The 22,709-nt window shown below is 72.1% G+C and carries 17 protein-coding genes; 1 reads left to right on the forward strand and 16 read right to left on the reverse strand.

Annotated elements, in window-relative coordinates; translation table 11 throughout:
• The first annotated feature begins 207 nt into the window (after positions 1-207).
• The gene (locus AC5R91_RS15285; protein ID WP_495397783.1) at positions 208-1,977 is read left to right on the forward strand and encodes a hypothetical protein; all 1,770 of its coding nucleotides are present in this window, start codon (positions 208-210) and stop codon (positions 1,975-1,977) included.
• 254 nt (positions 1,978-2,231) lie between these two features.
• Here AC5R91_RS15285 and AC5R91_RS15290 read toward each other — a convergent pair whose 3' ends face one another.
• The 16 genes from AC5R91_RS15290 to AC5R91_RS15365 form a co-directional block, all read right to left on the reverse strand.
• A complete protein-coding gene (locus tag AC5R91_RS15290) occupies positions 2,232-3,248 on the reverse strand; it encodes a polyprenyl synthetase family protein (protein ID WP_495397784.1) in 1,017 nt (338 codons plus the stop codon).
• A gap of 7 nt (positions 3,249-3,255) precedes the next feature.
• Positions 3,256-4,830, reverse strand: coding sequence for an NADH-quinone oxidoreductase subunit NuoN (gene nuoN / locus AC5R91_RS15295; protein ID WP_495397785.1), 1,575 nt, complete (start codon positions 4,828-4,830; stop codon positions 3,256-3,258).
• A complete protein-coding gene (locus AC5R91_RS15300) occupies positions 4,827-6,725 on the reverse strand; it encodes an NADH-quinone oxidoreductase subunit M (RefSeq protein WP_495397786.1) in 1,899 nt (632 codons plus the stop codon). The genes nuoN and AC5R91_RS15300 overlap by 4 nt, the downstream gene beginning before the upstream one ends.
• Position 6,726: 1 nt before the next feature.
• Complete coding sequence (gene nuoL / locus AC5R91_RS15305) at positions 6,727-8,712, reverse strand: NADH-quinone oxidoreductase subunit L (RefSeq protein ID WP_495397787.1); 1,986 nt, start codon at positions 8,710-8,712, stop codon at positions 6,727-6,729.
• Positions 8,713-8,811: 99 nt separating this feature from the next.
• Positions 8,812-9,111: an NADH-quinone oxidoreductase subunit NuoK gene (nuoK, locus tag AC5R91_RS15310; protein WP_044885129.1), complete on the reverse strand. Its 300-nt coding sequence runs from the start codon at positions 9,109-9,111 to the stop codon at positions 8,812-8,814.
• The gene (locus tag AC5R91_RS15315) at positions 9,108-10,160 is read right to left on the reverse strand and encodes an NADH-quinone oxidoreductase subunit J (RefSeq protein WP_495397788.1); all 1,053 of its coding nucleotides are present in this window, start codon (positions 10,158-10,160) and stop codon (positions 9,108-9,110) included. The genes nuoK and AC5R91_RS15315 overlap by 4 nt, the downstream gene beginning before the upstream one ends.
• Positions 10,157-10,843, reverse strand: a complete 687-nt coding sequence (gene nuoI / locus AC5R91_RS15320; RefSeq protein ID WP_495397789.1) for an NADH-quinone oxidoreductase subunit NuoI — start codon at positions 10,841-10,843, stop codon at positions 10,157-10,159. Before nuoI ends, AC5R91_RS15315 begins: the two co-directional genes overlap by 4 nt.
• A 3-nt stretch (positions 10,844-10,846) precedes the next feature.
• Positions 10,847-12,196, reverse strand: coding sequence for an NADH-quinone oxidoreductase subunit NuoH (gene nuoH / locus AC5R91_RS15325; protein WP_495397790.1), 1,350 nt, complete (start codon positions 12,194-12,196; stop codon positions 10,847-10,849).
• A complete protein-coding gene (locus tag AC5R91_RS15330; protein WP_495397791.1) occupies positions 12,193-14,877 on the reverse strand; it encodes an NADH-quinone oxidoreductase subunit G in 2,685 nt (894 codons plus the stop codon). The genes nuoH and AC5R91_RS15330 overlap by 4 nt, the downstream gene beginning before the upstream one ends.
• Positions 14,878-14,879: 2 nt before the next feature.
• A complete protein-coding gene (nuoF, locus tag AC5R91_RS15335; RefSeq protein WP_495397792.1) occupies positions 14,880-16,223 on the reverse strand; it encodes an NADH-quinone oxidoreductase subunit NuoF in 1,344 nt (447 codons plus the stop codon).
• A gap of 3 nt (positions 16,224-16,226) precedes the next feature.
• Positions 16,227-17,003, reverse strand: a complete 777-nt coding sequence (nuoE, locus tag AC5R91_RS15340; protein ID WP_495397793.1) for an NADH-quinone oxidoreductase subunit NuoE — start codon at positions 17,001-17,003, stop codon at positions 16,227-16,229.
• Positions 17,003-18,421 carry an NADH-quinone oxidoreductase subunit D gene (locus AC5R91_RS15345; protein ID WP_495397794.1) on the reverse strand — a complete coding sequence of 473 codons (1,419 nt, stop codon included), beginning with the start codon at positions 18,419-18,421 and terminating at the stop codon, positions 17,003-17,005. The genes nuoE and AC5R91_RS15345 overlap by 1 nt, the downstream gene beginning before the upstream one ends.
• 58 nt (positions 18,422-18,479) lie before the next feature.
• Complete coding sequence (locus AC5R91_RS15350) at positions 18,480-19,292, reverse strand: NADH-quinone oxidoreductase subunit C (RefSeq protein ID WP_495397795.1); 813 nt, start codon at positions 19,290-19,292, stop codon at positions 18,480-18,482.
• Complete coding sequence (locus AC5R91_RS15355) at positions 19,279-20,154, reverse strand: NuoB/complex I 20 kDa subunit family protein (RefSeq protein WP_495397796.1); 876 nt, start codon at positions 20,152-20,154, stop codon at positions 19,279-19,281. The genes AC5R91_RS15350 and AC5R91_RS15355 overlap by 14 nt, the downstream gene beginning before the upstream one ends.
• The gene (locus AC5R91_RS15360; protein WP_044885120.1) at positions 20,145-20,507 is read right to left on the reverse strand and encodes an NADH-quinone oxidoreductase subunit A; all 363 of its coding nucleotides are present in this window, start codon (positions 20,505-20,507) and stop codon (positions 20,145-20,147) included. The genes AC5R91_RS15355 and AC5R91_RS15360 overlap by 10 nt, the downstream gene beginning before the upstream one ends.
• Positions 20,508-20,923: 416 nt before the next feature.
• Positions 20,924-22,228, reverse strand: a complete 1,305-nt coding sequence (locus AC5R91_RS15365; protein ID WP_495397797.1) for a geranylgeranyl reductase family protein — start codon at positions 22,226-22,228, stop codon at positions 20,924-20,926.
• Positions 22,229-22,709 lie beyond the last annotated feature (481 nt).

Below are 22,709 nucleotides of genomic sequence, written 5' to 3' on the forward strand. Positions count from 1 at the left end.
TGTGGCCCGGGGGGGCTCACAACACCAATGCAGCCGGAGGCGTAGTGCGGGGTCATCGAGCCCTCAGCCCGCGGTCCGCGGCCAGTCCGCGTTCGTCGGTGGGCACCGACCATGCCGCCGAGGCGGCCTGTTTGCAACTGCCCTGTTCTCGGGCTGGCCATGCCCGACCGGCCGGGTCCGAGGCGCTGCTGCCCGCCGGGGGCTGCCGTGGGTAGCCACTCCGCCGGCCGGCACTCCCGGGGCGCCGCCCCGCGCCGCCCAGCCGTCCCGTCCTCGATCGGTCTCGACGACCGCGCCTACGCCTCAACGCCCCCCACCGGGACCGTCGCGGCCTGGGACACCTCGGACCGCTCCGGCTGGTACGGCCCCGGGCCTTCCTCGACCCCGCGGCGGATCCCGCCGCGACCTCCGTTCGCCCCGCCCGGCGAGCTCGACACCCTTACCGGCCCGCTGTCGGTCAGCACCACCGCCCGCCAGGCCCGGCAGTCCGCACCCGCCTGGGATGACCACCGCGCGGACGGGCAGCGGCGTGGCTGGCCGAGACACGGCCGATTCGCCGTGGGCGGTCAGTTCGACACCGACCAGTACGACAACGACCGGTGCGAGGCCGACGAGTACGGGGCCGACCCGTTCGAGGGCGGTCCGCGTGGCGAGAGCCGATTCGACGGCGACGGGGTTGAGGACGGCCGGTTCTACGCGGACGACCGGCTCGACGACGACTGGTACGGCACGGACGGTCAGCACGAAACGGACAAACAGCACGACTCGGTCGACTGGTACGACACCGCGGACGGATTCGGCGCGGAGGATCGTTTCCGCGCCGGCCGATTCCCGGACGCGGGATTCGACGCCGACCGGTTCGCCACGGACGATCGGTTCGCCGCGGACGACCGCTTCGCCGCGGACGACCGCTTCGCCGCAGACGACCAGTCTGATGAGGACGATCGGTTCGACGAGGACGATCGGTTCGACGAGGACGATCGGTTCGACGACAACCGGTGGTCGGGCTTCCCGGCGCACGGCGTGCCCTCCTGGGAGCAGGGCTCCCGGTTCGCCGCCTCCTCGCGGCTGGTGACCCCCTCCTTCGGCGCATCCTTCACTGCCAGCCGAATGCCCACCACCAGCCGGACGCCCGCCGCCGGGCGGATGCCCACCGGCCCCCGCCGCAGCGGGCCGGCGTCGACGGCCGCGCGGAACCTCCCGCCGGCCGAGCGGGTCACGGGTGCCCACCGGGCTCCGGTCCGGCGCGGCAATGGGCGGGTGCGCCTGGCCGCCGCCGGCACAGCCTCGCTGGCCGGGCTGTCGGCGCTCGTCGCCGGGGTGGCCTTCGGGGGCGATGGGGGTGGCGGCGCGGCGGTCCCGAACGCCGGTGAGGCATCGCGGATCCAGTACACCGGCACGGAGACCCTCGCCTACGGTGCGTCGCAGACCCAGGCGTCGCGGGACCGCACGCAGAGCTCGCCGCCGCGAGCCGAGCTTGCGCCGAGCGCCGACAAGGCGGGCACCGGGACCGGCGGGTCCAGCGCGTCGGGGTCGAGTGCCGTCACCACGGTCGCGCTGGGCCCCACCACCGCCCCGATTCCGATCATCTCCCTGACCCCGCGGGACCAGCCGACGACCGGGCCGACCGATCTACGCTCCATCGCGCCGAGCGCCGGCACCGTGACGGGCACCTCCGCCACGGCGACCCCGAACACCACGGCGATCTCGTCGGCGTCCGACGACGGCGGCGGAGCCACCAGCCCGGCCGCGAGCCCGTCGGCCACGCCGAGCGCCGCCGCGTCCCCGGGCACCGGTGCGCTGCCGTTCCACCCGATCGATGTGCAGCCGCTGCTCGGCTCCTGGTTCGGCGCCCCGTCCTCGACCGCCCCGTCCTCGACCGCCTCATCCTCGATCGCGTCGTCGGCGTCCACGACGTCCGGGGTTCCGGCTCAACGGTCCAGCAGCACGCCGAGCGCGTCCCAGACCACCCACTGATCGCAGCCGCCGCCTCCGGGGCGGCCGCCACCCCTCCGGGACGCCCGCTCCTGTCCCGGAACACGGGCGTCCGCTCCGGCGCGGCAAGCTCCAGCGCGGCAGCGGCCCTGCGCCGGAGGCGATCGGTCGGCCGGTCTCGGGCCGACGGGGGCGGGGCATCAGCCGCCCGACCGGGCCAGCGCGGGTAGGCCAGTCGCGAAGGTGGGCCGGGTGCGCAGGTGGGCCGGGTGCGAGGTGCCGGCGTGGCCGGGGCGTCAGCCGGTGCGGTCGATGACGAAGTCGGCGAGGGACTCCAGAGCCGCCTTCGCCCCGTTGTCCGGCAGCGGAGCCAGGCATTCCCGGGCGCGGGTCGACCAGGTGACGAGCTCCTGGCGCGCCCTGGCCATCCCCTCATGCGCGCGCAGCAGCTCGATCGCCTCCGCGACGCCCTCCTCCGGGTTCCCACCCCCGGCGGCGAAGTCCGAGTTGATGAGCTCCCGCAGCCGGGCGGCGGGCCGGTCGTCGGCCTGCAGCGCGTAGAGCACCGGCAGGGTGGGGATGCCCTCCCGCAGGTCGGTGCCGGGGGTCTTGCCGGAGTCGGCCGGGTCGGAGGCGACGTCGATGATGTCGTCGGAGAGTTGGAAGGCCACCCCGAACAGCTCTCCGAAGGTTGCCAGGGTGTCGACGGTGAGCGGGTCCGCACCGGCGAGCATCGCGCCGAGGCGGCCGGAGGTGGCGATCAGCGAGGCGGTCTTCTCCGTGACCACTCGCAGGTAGTGCTCGACCGGGTCCTGGTCGGGGGCGGGGCCGACGGTCTCGCGGATCTGGCCCTCGCACAGGGTCGCGATCGTCCGGGCGAGGATCCGGGTCGCCGCGGGGCCCAGGTCCGCGGTGATGTCCGAGGCGCGGGCGAACAGGTAGTCGCCGGTGAGGATCGCGACCGTGTTCGTCCACCGGGCGTTGGCGGACGCCGCTCCCCTGCGCCTGGGGGCCTCGTCCATCACGTCGTCGTGGTACAGCGTCGACAGATGGGTGAGTTCGATCGCGACGGCCGCCGGCACCACCCCGGGGGCGTGCGGATCGGCGAACTGCGCCGCCAGCAGCACGACGATCGGGCGGAAGCGTTTACCCCCCGCATCGACGAGATGCCGCGAGGTCTCGGTCACGAAGGAGAACTCGCTGCGCACAGATGCGCGTAGCAGCTCCTCCACCTGACCAAGCCCATCTCGCACGGCTTTTTCCAGATCAGGATCGGTCCTGATCCCCACGACGTCCAGCCCGATAGCGCTCATACCACCGTCAGCGTACGAAGCCGGACGTCGCCGCGGTATTCGCGAGGTCCAGAAGGGGCTGTGGCGCTACTCCCAGGACAAGCGTCGCCACGGTGCCGATGCCGACCGTGGCGAACGTCAGGGTCGGTCGGGTGACCACGACGGGCCCCTCAGCGAGCGGCTCCGAGAAGAACATCAGCACGATCACGCGCACGTAGAAGAAGGCCGCGATCGCGCTGCAGACCAGCGCCACGACCACGAGCGGGGTCGCGTCGCCCTCGATCGCCGCCTGGAACACGGCGAACTTCCCGGTGAAGCCGCTGGTCAGCGGGATGCCGGCGAGCGCCAGGAGGAGGAAGGAGAACGTGCCGGCCAGCAGCGGCGAGGTGCGGCCGAGACCGCGCCACTGGGACAGGTCGCTGGCCTCTCCATCGCTCGTGCGCACCAGCGAGACCACGGCGAACGCGGCGATCGTGGTGAAGCCGTAGGTGACCAGGTAGAACATCGAGCCGCGCAGGCCGTCGGTGTTGGTGCCGGCGAGCCCCACGAGCAGGAAGCCGGCGTGCGCGACCGCCGAGTAGGCCAGCATCCGCTTGATGTCGCGCTGGGTCAGCGCCAGCACCGCGCCGACGACCATCGTGAGGATCGCCACGGTCCACAGCACCGGCCGCCAGTCCCAGCGCAGGCCGCCGAAGGCGACGTAGAAGACGCGCAGCAGGGCGCCGAAGGCGGCGACCTTGGTCCCGGCGGCCATGAACGCGGTCACCGGGGTCGGGGACCCCTGGTAGACGTCGGGCGTCCACGAGTGGAACGGCGCGGCGCCGATCTTGAAGAACAGACCGACGGCCAGCAGGGCGAGCGAGAGGTAGAGGTAGAGGTCGTTCTTCCCCACGGTGCCGACCGCGTCGGCGACCTTGCCGAGCTCCACGCTGCCGGCAAACCCGTAGGCGAACGCGACGCCGTAGAGAAAAAACGCCGAGGAGAATGCTCCGAGCAGGAAGTACTTCATCGCCGCCTCCTGCGAGAGCAGGCGCCTGCGCCGGGCGAGCCCGGCCAGCAGATACAGCGGCAGCGACAGGATCTCCAGCGCCACGAACATCACCAGCAGGTTGTTCGAGGCGACGAAAAGCATCATGCCGGTGACCGAGAAGACCATCAGCGGGTACGCCTCGGTCTGCATGTCCGCAGAGGTCTGCTGCGCGGTCGAACCCTTCGAGCCGGGCGTGATCGCCGCCGAGGCGACGATCGCGCCGCCGGAGGAGTCGAGCCGGCGCTCGGCCACGAGCAGCACCGACAGCAGCGCGAAGACCAGGATCGTGCCCTGCATGAACAGCGTCGGCGCGTCGATCGCCACCGCGCCCTTGGCGAGCACCGCGTGCCGGCCGTGCAGCACCGCGACCGCGACCAGCGCGGCGATGAAGCCGCCACCGGCCAGGACGGGCTGGATGACCCGACGCGCCCCGCGGGTGGCGAAGGCGTCGACGAGCACCCCGACCAGCGCCACCACGAAGACGATGAGCAGCGGACTGAGCGAGGAGTACTCGATCGACGGCGGCGTGATCTTCTGCGTCTGCGCCAGCAGGACGGTCGTCTCGGCGCTCACGAATGGCCTCCGGGATGGGTGGCCCCGGGATGGGCCGCCGCGGGGTTGGCGGCCGCCGGGTGGGTCGGTGCCGGATCGGACTTGCCGATGTCGGCGTAGGTCGCCGTCACCGTCGGCCTGATGATGTCAAGCAGCGGCTTCGGGTACACCCCGAGAGCGACGATGAGCGCGACCATCGGGGCCACGACGAGCTTCTCCCGCAGGCCGAGGTCGTGCAGGACCCGGTTCTCCTCGTGGACGACCGGACCGGTCATCGTCCGCTGGTACAGGTACAGCACGTAGATCGCCGCGAGCACGATGCCGCAGGTCGCCACGATCGCCAGCGGCTTGTTCGCGGTGAACGTGCCGACGAGGACGAGGAACTCGCTGACGAAGCTGTTCGTCCCGGGCAGCGCCAACGACGACAGCCCGGCGAGGAGGAAGACCCCGGCAAGCAGCGGCGTCACCTTGGCCAGCCCGCCGTAGGCGGCGATGTCGCGGGTGCCCCGGCGGGTCACCAGGAAGCCGACGACCAGGAACAGCAGCCCCGTCGACAGGCCGTGGTTGACCATGTAGAGCACCGCGCCGGTGCCGGCCTGGCTGGTGAAGGCGAACAGGCCCAGCGCGATGAAGCCGAAGTGGGCGAGCGAGGTGTACGCGACGAGGCGTTTCATATCTCGTTGCCCGATGGCCAGCAGCGCCCCGTAGAAGATCCCGACGACCGCCAGGCCCAGCACCAGCGGGGCGAAGTAGTCCGCGGCGTCCGGGAACAGCGGGATGCAGTAGCGGATCAGCCCGAAGGTCCCCACCTTGTCCAGCACGCCGACGAGCAGCACCGCGCCGCCGGTGGGCGACTGGGCGCCCGCGTCGGGCAGCCAGGTGTGGAACGGGAACAGCGGAGCCTTGATGGCGAACGCGACGAAGAAGCCGAGGAACAGCAGCTTCTGCACCCCGGGGGTGATCTCCATCTGCCGCAGGGTGGCGAAGTCGAACGTGCCGTGCCCGAGGTTGTCCGCGGACACGACGTACAGGCCGATCACCGCGGCGAGCATGAGCAGGCCACCGAGCAGGCTGTAGACCAGGAACTTCACCGCCGCGTAGGAGCGCTGCGCCTGCTCCTTCACCGGGCCGTAGCTGCCGATGAGGAAGTACATCGGGATCAGCATCGCCTCGAAGAACACGTAGAACAGGAAGACGTCGGTCGCGGCGAACACTCCGATCATCCCGGCTTCCAGCGCGAGCAGCAGCGCGAAGAACGCCGGCACCGAACGGCGGCCGTGCCTCTCGGCGGCCTCGCCCCGCGTCTCGACTGGCGGGATCGTCGCGGTCCGCGCCGGGGCCGGGGCGGCCAGCGCGACCGCGGTCCCGCCCGACCCACCACCGCCACCCGACCCACCCCCGCCACCCAGGTCATCACCGCCACCCAGGTCATCACCGCCGAGGCCGCCGACACCGCCGTTCTCTCCGGCCGCGCCGATCGGCCCGACTCCGCCGGCGGAACCGGTGCCCCCGGCGGACCCGCCGGGCGTGCCGCCCGTGGCGTCCGGGGCGACCGAGGACGCGGGGACGCGGCCACCGCCCGTGGCGTCGCCGTCGACCTCGTCCCACGACGACAGCACCACGACCGGCACCAGCAGCGCGGCCAGCAGCATCAGCACCAGCGAGATGCCGTCGGCCCCGACCGAGTAGGAGATGCCGAACGTGGAGATCCAGTCGTAGGACTGGCCGAACTGGAAGCCGGCCTTGTCGGGGTCGTAGGCGAAGGTCGCGAGCACGGCGAGCACCAGGACCGCGAGCGTGATGCCGAGGCTGAGCTGCTTGGCGAGCGTGGCGTGGCGCCGCGGCAGGGCGGCGACGACCACCGCTCCCGCGGCCGGGACGATGAGCAGGATCGTCAACCAGGGGACTGTGTTCACGTCAGCCCGCCCTCACCAGCAGCAGTGCGCCGACCACGAGGACGGCACCTCCCAACATCGACAGAGCGTAGGACCGGACGAAGCCGGTCTGCAGGCGGCGCATCCGCCCGGACAGCCCGCCGATGGCGGCGGCGCTGCCCCGCACGAGCCCGTCGATGCCGACGAGGTCCAGCCAGACCAGGAAGCGGGTCAGGTACTGGCCGGGACGCATGGCGACGGTCTCGTTGAACGTGTTCGCGAACAGGTCGTGCCGGGCGGCGAAGGTGACCAGGCTGACCTCGGTGTCCGGCCGGGCCACGGACTCGACCGGCCGGAGCTGGTAGCGCAGGTAGGCGCCGGCGAAACCGCCCGCGGTCACCACCAGGGTGAGCAGGGTGAGCACGACCGGAGAGAACGTGTGCACGCCCTCGACGCCCGTCCCGGCGACCGGTTCGAGCCAGTCCTGCAACGAGTGGCCGAGGACGAACAGGCCGCCGGCGAACACCGAGCCGACCGCCAGCACGATCATCGGCCCGGTCATCGACACCGGCGACTCGTGCGGGTGCTTGGCATCCGCCCCCTCCGCCGACCAGCGCGGCTTGCCGTGGAAGGTCATCAGGAACAGCCGGGTCATGTAGAACGCGGTGATGCCCGCGCCCAGCAGCGCGATCGAGCCGAGCAGGTAACCGGACGTGCCGCCCTTGTCGAACGCGGTCTCGATGATGCGGTCCTTGGTGAAGAACCCGGACAGCCCCGGGAAGCCGATGATCGCCAGGTAACCGAGGCCGAAGGTCACCCAGGTGATCGGCATGTACCGCCACAGCCCGCCGTAATGTCGCATGTCCTGGTCGTCGTCCATCCCGTGGATCACCGACCCGGCGCCGAGGAACAGGCCGGCCTTGAAGAAGCCGTGGGCCAGCAGGTGCATGATGCCCAGCGCGTAGCCCGCGGGCCCCAGGCCCACGGCGAGGAACATGTAGCCGATCTGGCTGACCGTCGAGTAGGCCAGTACCTTCTTGATGTCGTCGTAGGCGCAGCCGATGACGCAGCCGATGAGGATCGTCGCGGCGCCGATGATGACGACGACGGTGCGCGCCGCCTGCGTCCCGTCGAAGATCGGCCCGGCCCGCACGATGAGGTACACCCCGGCGGTGACCATGGTCGCCGCGTGGATGAGCGCGGAGATCGGGGTGGGGCCCTCCATGGCATCCGGCAACCATGCCTGCAACGGGAACTGGCCGGACTTGCCGCAGGCGCCGAGCAGGAGCAGCAGCGCGATCGCGGTCAGGGTGCCGTAGCCGATGACGCCCGCGGCGGCGGCGCCGAACACGTCCGCGTAGCTGGTCGAACCCACGGTGGCGAACATGAACATGATGGCCAGGGCGAGGCCGACGTCGCCGACCCGGTTCATGTAGAAGGCCTTGTTCGCCGCGGTGGCCGCGGCCGGCCGGTCCTCCCAGAACTTGATGAGCAGGTACGACGAGAGGCCGACCAGCTCCCAGCCGGCGTAGAGCGACAGGAAGTTGTTGCCCAGGACGAGCAGCAGCATCGACGCCAGGAACAGGTTCATGTAGGCGAAGAACTTCCGCCTGTTCGGGTCGTGCGCCATGTAGCCGATCGAGTAGATGTGGATCAGCGTGCCGACGCCGGTGATCAGCAGTACGAACACGATCGAGAGCTGGTCGACGAGCAGGCCGACGTCCACCTGGAAGCCGTTCACCGGGATCCAGGAGTACAGGTGCTGCGACAGCGCCCGGCCGTCGCCGTCGCGGCCGAGCAGCGCGGCGAACAGCACCACGCCGAGCACGAAGCTCGCCGCCGCCGCGAGCGTGCCGATGATGTGGCCGACCCGGTCGGTGCGCCGCCCGCCGAGCAGCAGCACCGCGGCGCCGGCCAGCGGCAGCACGATGAGCAGCCAGGACAGCGAGAACACCCCGGAGGCGGCGGCGTAGTGGATCGGCTGGCCGCCGGGTTCGGTCGCGGCGAGCAGAGCCGGGGCGACCCTCATCGCGACCCCGCCACGGCGCGTCGTTGGCGATAAAGCGTCACTGCAGTCTCGTCCGTTCTTCCATGACCGCCGGGGGCGCCGCGGCCGCTGGGTCGCAGGTCAGTACTTCAGCAGGTTCACGTCGTCCACCGACGCCGAGCGACGGGTGCGGAAGATGCTGAGGATGATGGCCAGGCCGATGACGACCTCGGCGGCGGCGACGACCATGACGAAGAACGCCATGATCTGGCCGTCGAGGGTGCCGTTGATCCGGGAGAACGTGACCAGGGTCAGGTTCACGGCGTTGAGCATGAGCTCGATCGACATGAACACGACGATCGCGTTACGCCGGACGAGGACCCCGACGGTGCCGATGGTGAACAGCAGCGCCGAGAGGATCAGGTAGTTCGCGGGATTCACCGCTCGTCCCCCTTACCGGCGCCCGCCAGCGCCGAGCCGTTCGCGTCGATCGGATCCGTTCCGCCCGCGCCACCGTCCGCCGCGGCGGACGGTGGCGCCGGGGGTGTCGGCGCGCCCGGCGTGGAGCCGCCGCCCGCGCCCGGTCCGCCCGGCCGGCCCGGCCCGGCGGGCCCGCCGGATCCCCGCGGGCCGCCGGGACCCGCCGACCCCGGGCCGTCGGACACTCCGGGGGCGCCCGGGGAACCCGGGGTGTCCGGGGTCTCCGCCGCCTCCCGGCCGCCGGGGAGGTCCGTGGCGCCCGGTTCGTCGGCGGCCCCGGGGATGCCGGGGATGCCGCCGATCCCGGAGGCGCGGCCGCCGCCGGGCAGCAGGCCGAGGGTGTCGGCCGAGTCATGCCGGGCGAAGACGCCGGGTCCGGGCAGCGGGGTGACCTGGCGGCCGGACTCGGTGAACCGGCGGCGCATCCACTCCCGCTGGTCGACCCGGCCGCCCTCGCGCTCGCGGTGGCCGAGCACCATCGTCCCGATCGCGGCGACGACGAGCAGCGCCGAGATCGCCTCGAAGACGAAGACGTAGTCGCTGAACAGCAGCCGGCCGATCGCCTGGACGTTGCCGCCCTCGTTGGCCTTGTCGAGGCCCTTGGCGCTGCCGCCGTCGATGGCCGAGCCGATCGGGAAGACCAGCAGCCCGGCGAACCCGAGCCCGAAGATCGCCGCGCCCAGACGCTGGCCGCGGATGGTCTCCACCAGCGAGTCCGACGAGTCCACGCCGACAAGCATGAGCACGAACAGGAACAACACCATGATCGCGCCGGCGTAGACGATGATCTGGACGAACCCGAGGAACGGCGCCTGCTGGACCATGTAGAACACCGCGACGCAGAACAGGTTCGCCACCAGCAGCAGCGCACAGTGCACGGCGCTGCGGACGAACACCATGCCGAGAGCGGCCAGCACCGCTATCGGCGCCAGGATCCAGAACACCGCGGCCTCGCCGGTGGAGGTGCTGGTGATCTCGCCCGCGGCGGCGAGCAGGGTCGTGTGGGTCATCGCGGCCGCTCCGACCCGGCGCCGTGCGCGGGCACCTCGTCGGCCCGGGAGTGCTCGCCGGCCGTGCGCCGGTCGATCACGTCGGCGGCGCGGTCAGAGGCGGCGCGGTCAGAGGCGGCGCGGTCGGCGTCGGAACCGCCGGCGGCCGCGCGCTGTTCGTCGGTCATTTGCCAGGGCAGCGGCGCGTCGGGGTCGCGCACGTAGTAGTCGGTCTCGCTGGAGCCGAGCCGCATCGGGTGTGGCGGCGCCTCCATGCCGGCATCCAGCGGGGCGAGGAGCTGCTCCTTGGTGAAGATCAGGTCCCGGCGGTTGTCGTCGGCGAGCTCGTAGTCGTTCGACATCGTCAGCGCGCGGGTCGGGCACGCCTCGATGCACAGCCCGCACAGGATGCAGCGCAGGTAGTTGATCTGGTAGATGCGGCCGTACCGCTCCCCCGGCGAGTAGCGCTCGGTCTCGGTGTTGTCGGCGCCCTCGACGTAGATGGCGTCGGCGGGACAGGCCCACGCGCACAGCTCGCAGCCGACGCACTTCTCCAGCCCGTCCGGATGGCGGTTGAGCTGGTGGCGGCCGTGGAACCGGGGCGCGGTCTCCTTCTTCTGCTCCGGGTACTGCTCCGTCGTCGGCTTCTTGAACATCGTCGAGAAGGTGACGCCGAAGCCCTTGTAGGGGTCGAAGAAGCCCATGACTCAGCTCTCCTGACGCGGAGGGGGGTCCGCGGGGATGACGGTGGACGACCCGTTGGCCGAGGTACCCGCGGGCACCGCCGAACGGTGGCGCGCACCGCCCGGTGGCGGGGGCGGCCACGGGATGCTTTCCAGGCTCGGCGCCTCCGCGAGCTTGCGGCGCTCGGCCTCCTCCAGCTCCCGCTGGTGCCTCGCGCCACCGGGATCGAGCAGCGCGATGATCAGCATGACGCCGATGACCACCCCGACGCCGATCAGCCACGGCGTGCGGTCGTCGACGTCCTTCTGGTAGACGCGGAAGGTCGCGATGACCAGGACCCACAGCAGGCCGACCGGGATCAGCACCTTCCAGCCGAACGCCATGAACTGGTCGTAGCGCAGCCGGGGCAGCGTCCCGCGCAGCCAGATGAAGAAGAACAGGAACAGCAGCAGCTTCAGGACGAACCAGATCAACGGGACCCAGCCGTGGTCGAGACCGGACAGGCCCGGGATCGGCGGCGGCTGCCAGCCACCGAGGAACAGCGTGGTCGCGATCGCCGAGACGGTGACCATGTTGATGTACTCGGCGAGGAAGAAGAAGGCGAACTTGATCGAGCTGTACTCGGTGTGGAAGCCGCCGACCAGCTCACCCTCGGCCTCGGGCAGGTCGAAGGGGGTCCGGTTCGTCTCCCCGACCATCGAGATGCAGTACAGGACGAACGACGGCAGCAGCGCGATGTACCAGCGTCCCGACTGGCTCTCCACGATCCCGGACGTCGACAGCGTGCCCGCGTAGATGAACACCGCGACGAACGACAGGCCCATCGCCACCTCGTAGGAGATGATCTGGGCCGCCGAACGCAGCGAACCGAGCAGCGGGTAGGTCGACCCGCTCGACCAGCCGGACAGGATCAGCCCGTACACCCCGAGGGAGGCCGCGGCGAGCATGTAGAGAACGCTGACGGGCAGGTCCGCGAGCTGGAGCGTGGTGCGCTCACCGAAGATCGACACCTCCGGGCCGAACGGGATGACGGCGAAGGCGAGGAACGCCGGAACCGCCGAGACGATCGGCGCCAGGATGAAGATCGGCTTGTCCGCGAGGGCCGGGATCAGGTCTTCCTTGAGCATCAGCTTGGCGCCGTCGGCGAGGCTCTGCAGCCAGCCCTTCGGGCCGTGCCGGTTCGGCCCGACCCGCTGCTGCATCTTCGCGACGACCTTGCGCTCGAACACGATCGAGAACAGCGTCATCAGCAGCAGGAAGGCGAAGACTCCCACGCCCTTGAGCAGGATCAGCCAGAACGGGTCGTCGCCGAAGCCGGACAGGTCCGGGTCGGCCGGGGCGGCGAGCACGAGCGCGGAGGCGGTGACGCTCATGGCCGGCCTCCGGTGGGCTCGTCGCCGACCGTGCGCGGCGCCGGCGCGATCGGGTCCGCGGCTGTGGGCAGCGCCGGCGGCGCGGCCGAGCCCGGCGGTCCGGCCGCGGGTGGCCGGGAGCCGGCTGGCGACGTCTCGACCGTCACGGCGGTGTCGCGGGCGGCGGTGAGCTCGGCCCCCAGCGCCGTGCCGCGGCGCTGGTCGACGCCGAACGTGTCGGCGCCGGCGGGCCGGGGGGTGCCGCCGGCCGCGATCCGGACGACGACGCCGGCCCGGGCGGCCAGCGAGCGGCGCACGTGCGAGCCGGGCGAGTGGGTGGGCACCCAGACGACGCGGTCGGGCATGGCGGCGAGCTCGCAGGGCAGGGTGACCGACCCTCGGCCGCTGCGCACCGTCACCAGGTCCCCGGCCGCCGCCCCGATCTCGGTGGCGGTCGCCGCGGACAGGCGGACGCGGGCGGGCCGGGCGGTGCCGGCGAGGTACGGCTCGTCGGCGAGCAGGACGCCGTCGTCGACGAGCTGGTGCCAGGTGGCGAGCACCGCCTCGCCCGGTCCGGGGACGCTCGCGGCCTCGGCGGGATCGGACGGCGCGGGCACCCGGGAGACGCCGGTCCCGGCCCGGCCGACGTCGCGCAGCTCGCGGGCGGCGGCGCCGGTGTCGGGCAGCCGCAGGTCGATGCCCATCTCGGCGGCGAGCAGGTGCAGCACGCGCACGTCGGGCAGCGCCGGGGTGTCCAGGGCCCGCTGGAACGGCCGCAGCCGGCCCTCCCAGTCGACGAACGAGCCGGCCTTCTCCGCCACCGGCGCAACCGGCAGTACCACGTCGGCGACCTCGGCGATGGCCGAGCGCCGCACCTCCAGCGACACGCAGAACGGCACGCGGGCCAGCGCGGCCAGCGCGGCGGCGGGGTCGGGCAGGTCCTCGGCGTCCACCCCGGCGACGAGGATCCCGTCGAGGCGGCCGGCGGCGGCCGCGGCGAGGATGCCGGCGGTGTCGCGGCCGGGCGCGCCGAGCAGCCGGCCACCCCAGAACGCCTCGACCTCGGCGCGGGCGGCGGGGTCGGCGACCGGGCGACCACCGGGCAGCAGCGAGGGCAGCAGCCCGGCGGAGACGGCGCCGCGGTCCCCGGCGCGGCGCGGCACCCAGGCGAGGGCGGCGCCGGTGGCGGCGGCGAGGCGCAGGGCGGCGGACAGCGTCCCGGGGATCTCGCCGGCCCGCTCGCCGACGAGGATCACCGCGCCGGGTTCACGTATCGCGCGGACCGTCGCGGTGAGCGGGTGGGAATCGCCCACCCCGGGGCCGGCGTCGGCCAGCGCGTCGAGGACGGCCGGCTCGGCGCCGGGCTCGGTGGTGACCAGTGTCCCGGCGAGCTTGGCCAGCCCGCGGGTGACCAGCGGCGCGAGCGCGTGCACGTCGGTGGCGTGCTTGTCGGCGGCCTTGCGCAGCCGCAGGAAGACGATCGGCGACTCCTCCTCCGGCTCGAAGGCGACGAGCAGGACCGCCGGCGCCGCCTCCAGGTCGGCGTAGGTCACCCCGATGCCGGTGCCGGCGACCGCGTGGCCGAGGAACTGCTCCTCCTCGGCCGAGTGCGGCCGGGCGCGGAAGTCCACGTCGTTGGTGGCCAGCGCCACCCGGGTGAACTTGGCGTAGGCGTAGGCGTCCTCGCGGGTCAGTCGGCCGCCGGCGAGCACGCCGACGCCGTGGCGGTCGCGGCATTCGGCCAGCCCGCGGGCGGCGTACTCGAGCGCCTCGGACCAGGTCGCCTCGACGAGCTGCCCGGTGTCGTCGTCGCGGATCAGCGGTGTGGTCAGCCGGTCGGCGGCGCGGGCGTAGGTGAACGCGAAGCGGCCCTTGTCGCAGTTCCACTCCTCGTTGACCGCCGGGTCGTCGCCGGCGAGGCGGCGCATCACCCTGCCGCGGCGGTGGTCGGTGCGCAGGCTGCATCCCGACGCGCAGTGCTCGCAGGCCGTCGGCGTGGAGACCAGGTCGAACGGGCGGGCGCGGAACCGGTAGGCGGCGCTGGTGAGCGCGCCGACCGGGCAGATCTGCACCGTGTTGCCGGAGAAGTAGGAGGAGAACGGCTGGCCGTCGCTGACCGCGACCTGCTCAGCGGCGCCGCGCTCGAACAGCTCGATGAACGGGTCGCCGGCGATCTGCGCGGAGAACCGGGTGCAACGGGCGCACAGCACGCAGCGTTCCCGGTCGAGCAGGATCTCGGTGGAGATCGCCAGCGGCTTCGGGTAGGCCCGCTTGGCCTCCTTGAACCGGGAGTCGGCGCCGCCGTTGGCCATCGACTGGTTCTGCAGCGGGCACTCACCGCCCTTGTCGCAGATCGGGCAGTCGAGCGGGTGGTTGAGCAGCAGGAACTCGATGTTGCCTGCCTGGGCCTTACGGGCCACCGGCGAGGTGAGCTGGGTCTTCACGACCATGTCGGCGGTGACGGTCGTCGTGCAGGAGGCGACCGGCTTGCGCTGGCCCTCCACCTCGACGATGCACTGCCGGCAGGCGCCGACGGGGTCGAGCAGCGGATGGTCGCAGAACCGCGGGATCTCGATGCCGAGCAGCTCCGCCGCCCGGATGATCAGCGTGCCCTTGGGGACGCTGACCGGCAGCCCGTCGACGGTGAGGGTGACGAGATCCGTGGCGGCCGGCGCGGCCGGCTGGGTTGGTGCGACGGTCATGGTCAGTGCGCTCCCGCGTAGGCGCCCGGGGTGGGCGCGGCCGAGCCGTTGCCGGCCGCGGCGCCACCCGGGACGGCGTCCGGGGTGGCGTCCGGCCTCGAGGTCACCGCGCTCACCGGGATGAACTCGTCCCGGAAGTACTTGATCCCCGAGACGATCGGGGAGGTGGCCCCGTCGGCCAGCGCGCAGAACGCGCGGCCGAAGATGTTGTCGCAGGCGTCGACGAGGGTGTCGACGTCCTCGGCGTCGCCCTGCCCCCGCTCCAGCCGGGACAGGATCTGCACCATCCAGCTCGTGCCCTCGCGGCACGGGGTGCACTTGCCGCACGACTCGTGGGCGTAGAACTGGGTGAGCCGGCGGACGACCCGGAGCATGTCGGTCGTCTCATCCATGATCATCAGGGCCGCGGTACCGAGCAGCGACCCGGCCTCCTGCATGCCCTCGAAGTCGAGCGGGGCGTCGAGGTGCTCCGCGGTGAGCATCGGGGTGGACGATCCGCCCGGCGTCCACGCCTTGAGCGCACGCCCGCCGCGCACCCCGCCGGCGAGGTCGAGCAGCTCGCGCAGGGTGGTGCCCATCGGGACCTCGTACTGGCCGGGGCGGGTCACGTGGCCGGACAGACTGAAGATCTTCGGGCCCGGGGCGCGTTCCCGGCCCATCGTGCGGAACCAGTCCACCCCGTAGTTGACGATGTAGGGCACGGTCGCGATCGTCTCGACGTTGTTGACGACGGTCGGGGACGCGTACAGCCCGTGCGTCGCGGGGAACGGCGGGCGCAGCCGCGGCTGGCCACGCCGGCCTTCCAGCGAGTCCAGCAGGGCCGTCTCCTCGCCGCAGATGTAGGCGCCGGCGCCGGAGTGCACGACGAGCTCGAGGTCGAAGCCGCTGCCGAGGATGTCGCGGCCGAGGTAGCCGGCGGCGTACGCCTCGGCGACCGCGGCGCGCAGCCGGCGGCCGGCGTGGATCAGCTCGCCGCGCAGGTAGATGAACGCCCGGTTGGCTCGCACCGCGTACGCCGCGATGATGATGCCCTCGACGAGCGAGTGCGGGTCGGCCTTCATCAGCGGGGCATCCTTGCAGGTGCCGGGCTCGCCCTCGTCGGCGTTGATGACGAGGTAGTGCGGCTTGCCGTCGCCCTGCGGGATGAAGCCCCACTTCATCCCGGTGGGGAAGCCTGCGCCGCCGCGCCCGCGCAGCCCCGAGTCCTTGATGAGCTTGATGAGCTCGTCGGGGTCGCCGGCCAGGGCCGTGCGCAGCGCGACGTAGCCGTCGAGCCGGCGGTAGGTCTCGATCGTCCACGACTCCGGGGTGTTCCAGCGCCGGGTGAGGACCGGGGTGACAGGCATCGATCAGTTCCCCTTCCGCTCGGTGGAGGCCGGCGCCGGAGCCGAGGTCGAGGCCGGACCCGCGGCCGGGGCCGACGCGGCGGCGCCCTGGTCCGCGGTGGGCGGCGCGGCGGTCACCAGCGGCGCGGGGGCCTGGTCGGCCCGCCAGCCGGCGGCCTCGGCGAGCAGCAGGCCGGCGACCGACGGCTCGCCGACGCCGGGTCCCGCGACGCCCGCCGGGCGCTCGTCGGCGAACCCGGCGAGCTGGCGGGACGTCTCCGCGAACGAGCACAGCGGCCCGCCGCGGGTGGGGGCGGGGCGCTCGCCGGCCTGCAGGCCCTCGACGATCGCCTGCGCCGAGTCCGGGTCGACCTGGTCGTAGAACTCGTAGTTCACCGTCATCACCGGCGCGTAGTCGCAGGCGGCGAGGCACTCGGCGTGTTCGAGGGTGATCGAGCCGTCCGGGGTCGTCTCGTCGTGGCCGATCCCGAGGCGTTCGGCGACCCGGGCGAAGACCTCGTCCCCGCCGAGCAGCGCACAGGACAGGTTCGTGCAGACCGAGACGAGGTAGTCGCCGACGGGCCGGCGCTTGTACATCGTGTAGAAGGTCGCGACCGCGCCGACCTCGGCCTGGGTGATGCCGAGCGTGTCCGCGCAGAAGGTCACCCCCTCGGTCGTCACGCAGCCCTGCTCCGCCTGCACCAGGTGCAGCAGCGGCAGCAGCGCCGAGCGGGAGCGGCCGGCCGGGTAGCGGGCGATGATCTCGGCCGCGGCGGCGTGGATCTCGGGCGAGAAGGCCATCACCGATCAACTCCCCCGAGCACCGGGTCCACCGAGGCAACTCCGACGATCACGTCCGCGACCTGGCCGCCCTCGGTCAGCGCCGGCACGGCCTGCAGGTTGACGAAGCTTGGGTCGCGGACGTGGACGCGGAACGGTCTGGTGCCGCCGTCGCTGACCACGTGGTAGCCGAGCTCGCCGCGGGGTGACTCGATCTGCGTGTAGACCTGGCCGGGCGGCACCCGGAAGCCCTCGGTGACCAGCTTGAAGTGGTGGATGAGGGCCTCCATCGAGGTCCCCATGATGTTCCGGATGTGCGCCAGCGAGTTACCCATCCCGTCCGCGCCGATCGAGAGCTGCGCCGGCCAGGCGATCTTCTTGTCGGCGACCATGACCGGGCCCGGCCGCAGCCGGTCCAGGCACTGTTCGACGATCTTGAGTGACTCGCCCATCTCCTCCAGCCGCACCAGGTAGCGGGCGAAGGAGTCCGCCTCCAGGGCGGTCGGCACGTCGAACTCGTAGGTCTCGTAGCCGCAGTAGGGCATGGTCTTGCGCAGGTCCCAGGGCAGGCCCGCGGCCCGCAGCACCGGCCCGGTGACGCCCAGGGCGATGCAGCCGGCGGCGTCGAGGACGTTGACGTCGACCATCCGCGCCTTCCAGATCGGCTGGCCGGTCAGCAGCCGGTGGTACTCGCGGATGCGCTTGGGCATGTCCGCGAGAAACTCCCGGATGGCCCGCTCCGTGCCGTCCGGCAGGTCCTGGGCCAGGCCGCCGGGGCGGATGAAGGCGTGGTTCATCCGCAGCCCGGTGATGAGCTCCAGCAGGTCGAGGACCTTCTCCCGCTCCCGGAACCCGAAGATCATCGCGGTGGTCGCGCCGAGCTCCATGCCGCCGGTGGCCAGCCACACCAGGTGCGAGGCGATGCGCTGCAGCTCCATCACCATTACCCGGATCACGGTGGCCCGCTCGGGGATGTCGTCGGTGATGCCGAGCAGCTTCTCCACCGACAGGCAGTACGCCGCCTCGTTGTACAGCGGGGACAGGTAGTCCGCACGGGTGAGGAAGGTGACCGCCTGGGTCCAGGTCCGGTACTCGCAGCTCTTCTCGATCCCGGTGTGCAGGTAGCCGATGACGAGGCGGGTCTCGGTGACCGTCTCGCCCTCGATCTCCAGCACGAGGCGCAGCACGCCGTGGGTGGAGGGGTGCTGCGGCCCCATGTTGACGACGATGCGCTCGGCGTCCTGTTCACCGGCGCCGAGGATCTCCTCCCAGTCGCCGCCGGTGACGGTGTAGACGCGCCCGGCGGCGGACTCGGTGAACCCGGCCTCGTAGGCCGAGGACCCGTCGGTGGGCTGGGCGTGGGCGGTGCCGTCGGTGGGCTGGGCGGTCGATGTGTGCTGGGCGGAGGATGTGTGCGGGGCCGACGTGCTGGGCGTCATAGCGAACCTCGGATGTCGCCTCGGGGATGCAGGCGGCCGGTCAGGGCCGGGTGCGGGATCACGAGTAGCTCCGGCGCTCGTCCGGCGGCGGGACCGTGGCGCCCTTGTAGTCGACCGGGATGCCGCCCAGCGGGTAGTCCTTGCGCTGCGGGTGCCCGATCCAGTCGTCCGGCATCATGATCCGGGTCAGCCCGGGGTGGCCGGTGTAGACGATGCCGAACAGGTCGTAGGCCTCCCGCTCGTGCCAGTCCGCGGTGGGCCACACCGAGGTCAGGCTCGGCAGCGTGGGGTCGGCGTCGGCGACGGAGACCTCCAGGCGCAGCCGGCGGCGGTAGGTCATCGAGGTCAGGTGGACCACCGAGTGCAGCCGGCGCCCGGTGATGTCGTCCGGGTAGTCCACTCCGGACAGCGACGACAGCAGCTCGAAGCGCAGTCCCGGGTCGTCGCGCAGGGTCTGGGCCAGCGCCGGCAGGCCCTCGCGGCGCACATGCAGGGTCAGCTCGCCGCGGTCGACGACGGCCCGCTCGACCGCGTCGCCGAGCTGCGGAAAGACGCGTTCGAGCGTGTCGTACACCGCGTCGGCGTCGGGGTCGCCGAACGGCCGCTCGCTGGCCGCCAGCACCGGGGCCGGGGCGACGAGCCGGCCGAACCCGGAGGTGTCGCCGGTGCCGCCGGAACCGAACGCGTCGTGGCGCCGTCCCGGTCGTGCGCCGTTGCCGCCCCCCACCAGCTCGCCGGCGCCGTTCGCGGCGGCCCCGCTCTCGTCGAGGGCGCCGCCATCCGCGCCCCGGCGGCCGTTGGCCGGGATGCCGTTGGCGGGAGTGCCGGCGGAGGGGGTGCCGTCAGGGGGGGTGCCGTCAGGGGGTGTCATGGGTCGCTCCTGGGTCGGCGTCCCGCTGCGCGGCGCCGGTGCCTGCCGTGGCGCCGCCCGCAGCGGCGTCGCTGTCGGCGATGTCGGCGGTGCTCGGGCCGGGGCCGTGGGCCCGCGACTCGTCGGCGGGCTTGGCGTCGACGGGGATCCCCTTGGTCCGCCCGAACACCGACGACGGGACGATCGCGGCCGGCCGGCGGGCGTCGAGAACGGGTTCGACGGCGCCGCGCCCCGTCGGAACCGGTGCGCCGGCGGGGATCCGGAATCGCTTGCGGTCGTTGACGGACAGGGTCCGGGTGTCGAGCTCACCCGCGGGCAGCCCGGCGCGGGCGGTGGCCACGTCGATCGGCTTGGGGTAGGGCGACGAACCGGACTCCGTGTGCGGGGTCTTGCCGGTGACCGGTCCGGCCAGGATCTTCTCGTGCAGCTTGATGATGGCGTCCATCAGCATCTCCGGCCGCGGCGGGCAGCCGGGCAGGTACATGTCGACCGGAACGATGTGGTCGACGCCCTGCACGATGGCGTAGTTGTTGAACATGCCGCCGCTGCTGGCGCAGACGCCCATCGACAGCACCCACTTGGGCTCGGGCATCTGGTCGTAGATCTGCCGCAGCACTGGCGCCATCTTCTGGCTCACCCGGCCGGCGACGATCATCAGGTCGGCCTGGCGGGGGCTGGCCCGGAAGACCTCCATGCCGAACCGGGACAGGTCGTAGCGGCCGGCGCCGGTGGACATCATCTCGATCGCGCAACAGGCCAGCCCGAAGGTCGCCGGCCACAGCGACGACCGCCGCGACCAGTTGGCAAGCTTCTCGACGCTGGCGAGGAGCACGCCACCGGGCAGCTTCTCCTCTAGTCCCATTCCAGACCTCCACGACGCCACTCGTAGGCGTACGCGACGAAGATCGTCGCCATGAACAGCGCCATCGCACCGAGACCGAACACCGCGAGGCTGTCGAACGCGACCGCCCACGGGAACAAGAAGATGATCTCGATGTCGAAGACGATGAAAAGCATCGCGGTGTTGTAGTACTTCACCGGGAAACGCTGCGGTCCGGCCGGGGCCGGAGAGGGTTCGATCCCGCACTCGTAGGCGTCGATCTTCGCGCGGTTGAACCGGCGCGGGCCGATGAGCGCGCCCGCCGCGACGGAACCGACCGCGAACAGGGTCGCGATCGCCAGCAGAACGAGGATCGGCACGTAGTTCGAGAGCATGCCGAACTCCTCCCCTTCGAAAGAGTGTTGCCGGACGTTATGAGGAATGGCTTTCCGGTGAACGGATCGCAAACGGTCCGTGCTCGGTGTTCGTCACGTTTCTGGCCACTTGGTCACGGCGCCGGAAGCGGGGCGCCCTCATAGAGTCCCGGGTCAGATCCCCTGGCCCGGTGGTACTTCGCCGCCTCGCCGGCCGCTCCCGCCGGCTCCCCCCAGGACCCGTGGCCCCAGGATCTCCGCCGGCGGGCTGGTCCCACAGTCCTGTCCGCGGAGAAAGCGGTCCGGATACGCCGCGACGGCCTGCCACACTCCGCTCCGGCACCGGTCCACCAGCGCCGGCGCCGCAGTGCGCGATATACCGCAATTCCGCCGATCCGGCCCGTGCCGCACGCCACCGGATCGACCTGGGTAACACGTCAGGCCGCGGGAGCGAGCCGGGTCATAGCGTTGATCAGTCGGTCCATCGCATCCCCTCCCCGGGGGTCGGTGAGATTCGCCATGATCTTGAGGACAAAACGCATGAGGGTCGGCCGCGGCAGCCCGTACTTCGTGCCGAGCGCCATGATGGTCGGGTTCCCGATGAGCTGGACGAAGTATCGGCCCAGGGTGTAATACCCGCCGTACTGGGCACGGATCACCGCCGGGTAGTGTCCGAGGGCGCGTTCCCGGGCGGGCCCCTCGGCGCGGGCGAGCGCCTGCACGGCGACCTCGGCCGCGTACCGGCCGGACTCCAGTGCGTAGGCGATGCCCTCGCCGTTGAACGGGTTGACCATGCCGCCGGCATCGCCGACGAGCAGCACGCCGTCGCGGTAGTGCGGGGTGCGGTTGAAGCCCATGGGCAGGGCGCTGCCGCGCACCGGGCCGATCGCATTGTCCTCGGTGAAGCCCCACTCCGGCGGCAGCGCCGCGAGCCAGCGGCGCAGCAGGTCGGTGTAGTTGGTGTTCTGGAAGGCGTCGGTGGTGTTCAGCAGGCCGAGACCGACGTTGCTGGTGCCGTCGCCGACGCCGAAGATCCAGCCGTAGCCGGGCAGCAGGCGGCTCTCGCGCGGACGGCCCTCCCACAGCTCGAGGTGAGACTCGAGGTGGTCGTCGTGGGTGAGCGGACTGCGGTAGTAGCGGCGGACGGCGACGCCGAGCGGCCGGTCCTCCCGGCGGCGGATGCCGAGCGCCAGCGCGATCCGGGCGCTGTTGCCGTCCGCGGCGATGACCAGCGGCGCGCGGTAGGTCACCGGCTCCCGGTCGGGCCCGGTACGCGCCAGTACGCCGACGACCCGGCCGGTGCGCTCGTCGAGCAGCGGCCCGGTGACGGCCGTACTCTCCTGCAGCCGGGCGCCGACCTTCACCGCGTGCCGGGCGAGCAGGTCGTCGAAGTCCAGCCGGGGGCGGACGAGGCCGTAGTCGGGCCAGCTCGCCAGGTCCGGCCAGGGCAGTTCCATCCGCACGCCGCCGCCGACGATGCGCAGCCCCTTGTTGCGCGCCCAGCCGGCGGCGGGCGAGGTGTCGATGCCCATCTCGACGAGGCTGCGCACGGCGCGCGGGGTCAGCCCGTCGCCACAGACCTTCTCGCGCGGGAAGGTCGTCTTCTCGACCAGGAGGACGTCGAGCCCGGTGCTGGCGAGGTGGTAGGCAGCCGACGAACCACCGGGGCCGGCGCCGACCACGATGACGTCGGCGTCGGTCGTCGACCCGCCGCCCACGCCGTCAGTCCTTGTCGTCGCCATGGCCACCCATTGCTCCGGATCTGCTCGACCACCCGTCCCGGGAGCACTCCCGGCCGGGACCCTCCGCTTGAGTGCTCGTGAAATTCTTCACGAGCGTCCTCGGCGAGTGTAGGCCCTACGCAGGCCAATCGCACCAACCAGGATGCGCTGAAGACCGGACGAGTCGACTTCGCGCACCCAATGACCACTGTGAGCGACCGTTTCCGGCTCCCGGCCCGCACGGACCCGCCGCAGCGTCCTGGCGCAACTTCTAGGCAAGCGTATAATGCCGACCCCTCTCCTCGCATGACCGCTGGTCGTCGGCGCGCCAGCCGCGCCAAGCCCTCCGGCGTGTCACGCATCGCAATTAACCCACTACATGCAGCCGACAGCCGGAAACGGCCCATGGCACCTTCTCCCCACGGAGTGGGATCACCGCCTGTGCGGGGTAGTCACCCGCTGGCCGCCCGAAACGCGGCGCTCGTCCGCGGGCGCCGGGTGC

The sequence above is a fragment of the Frankia sp. BMG5.60 genome (assembly GCF_059428125.1).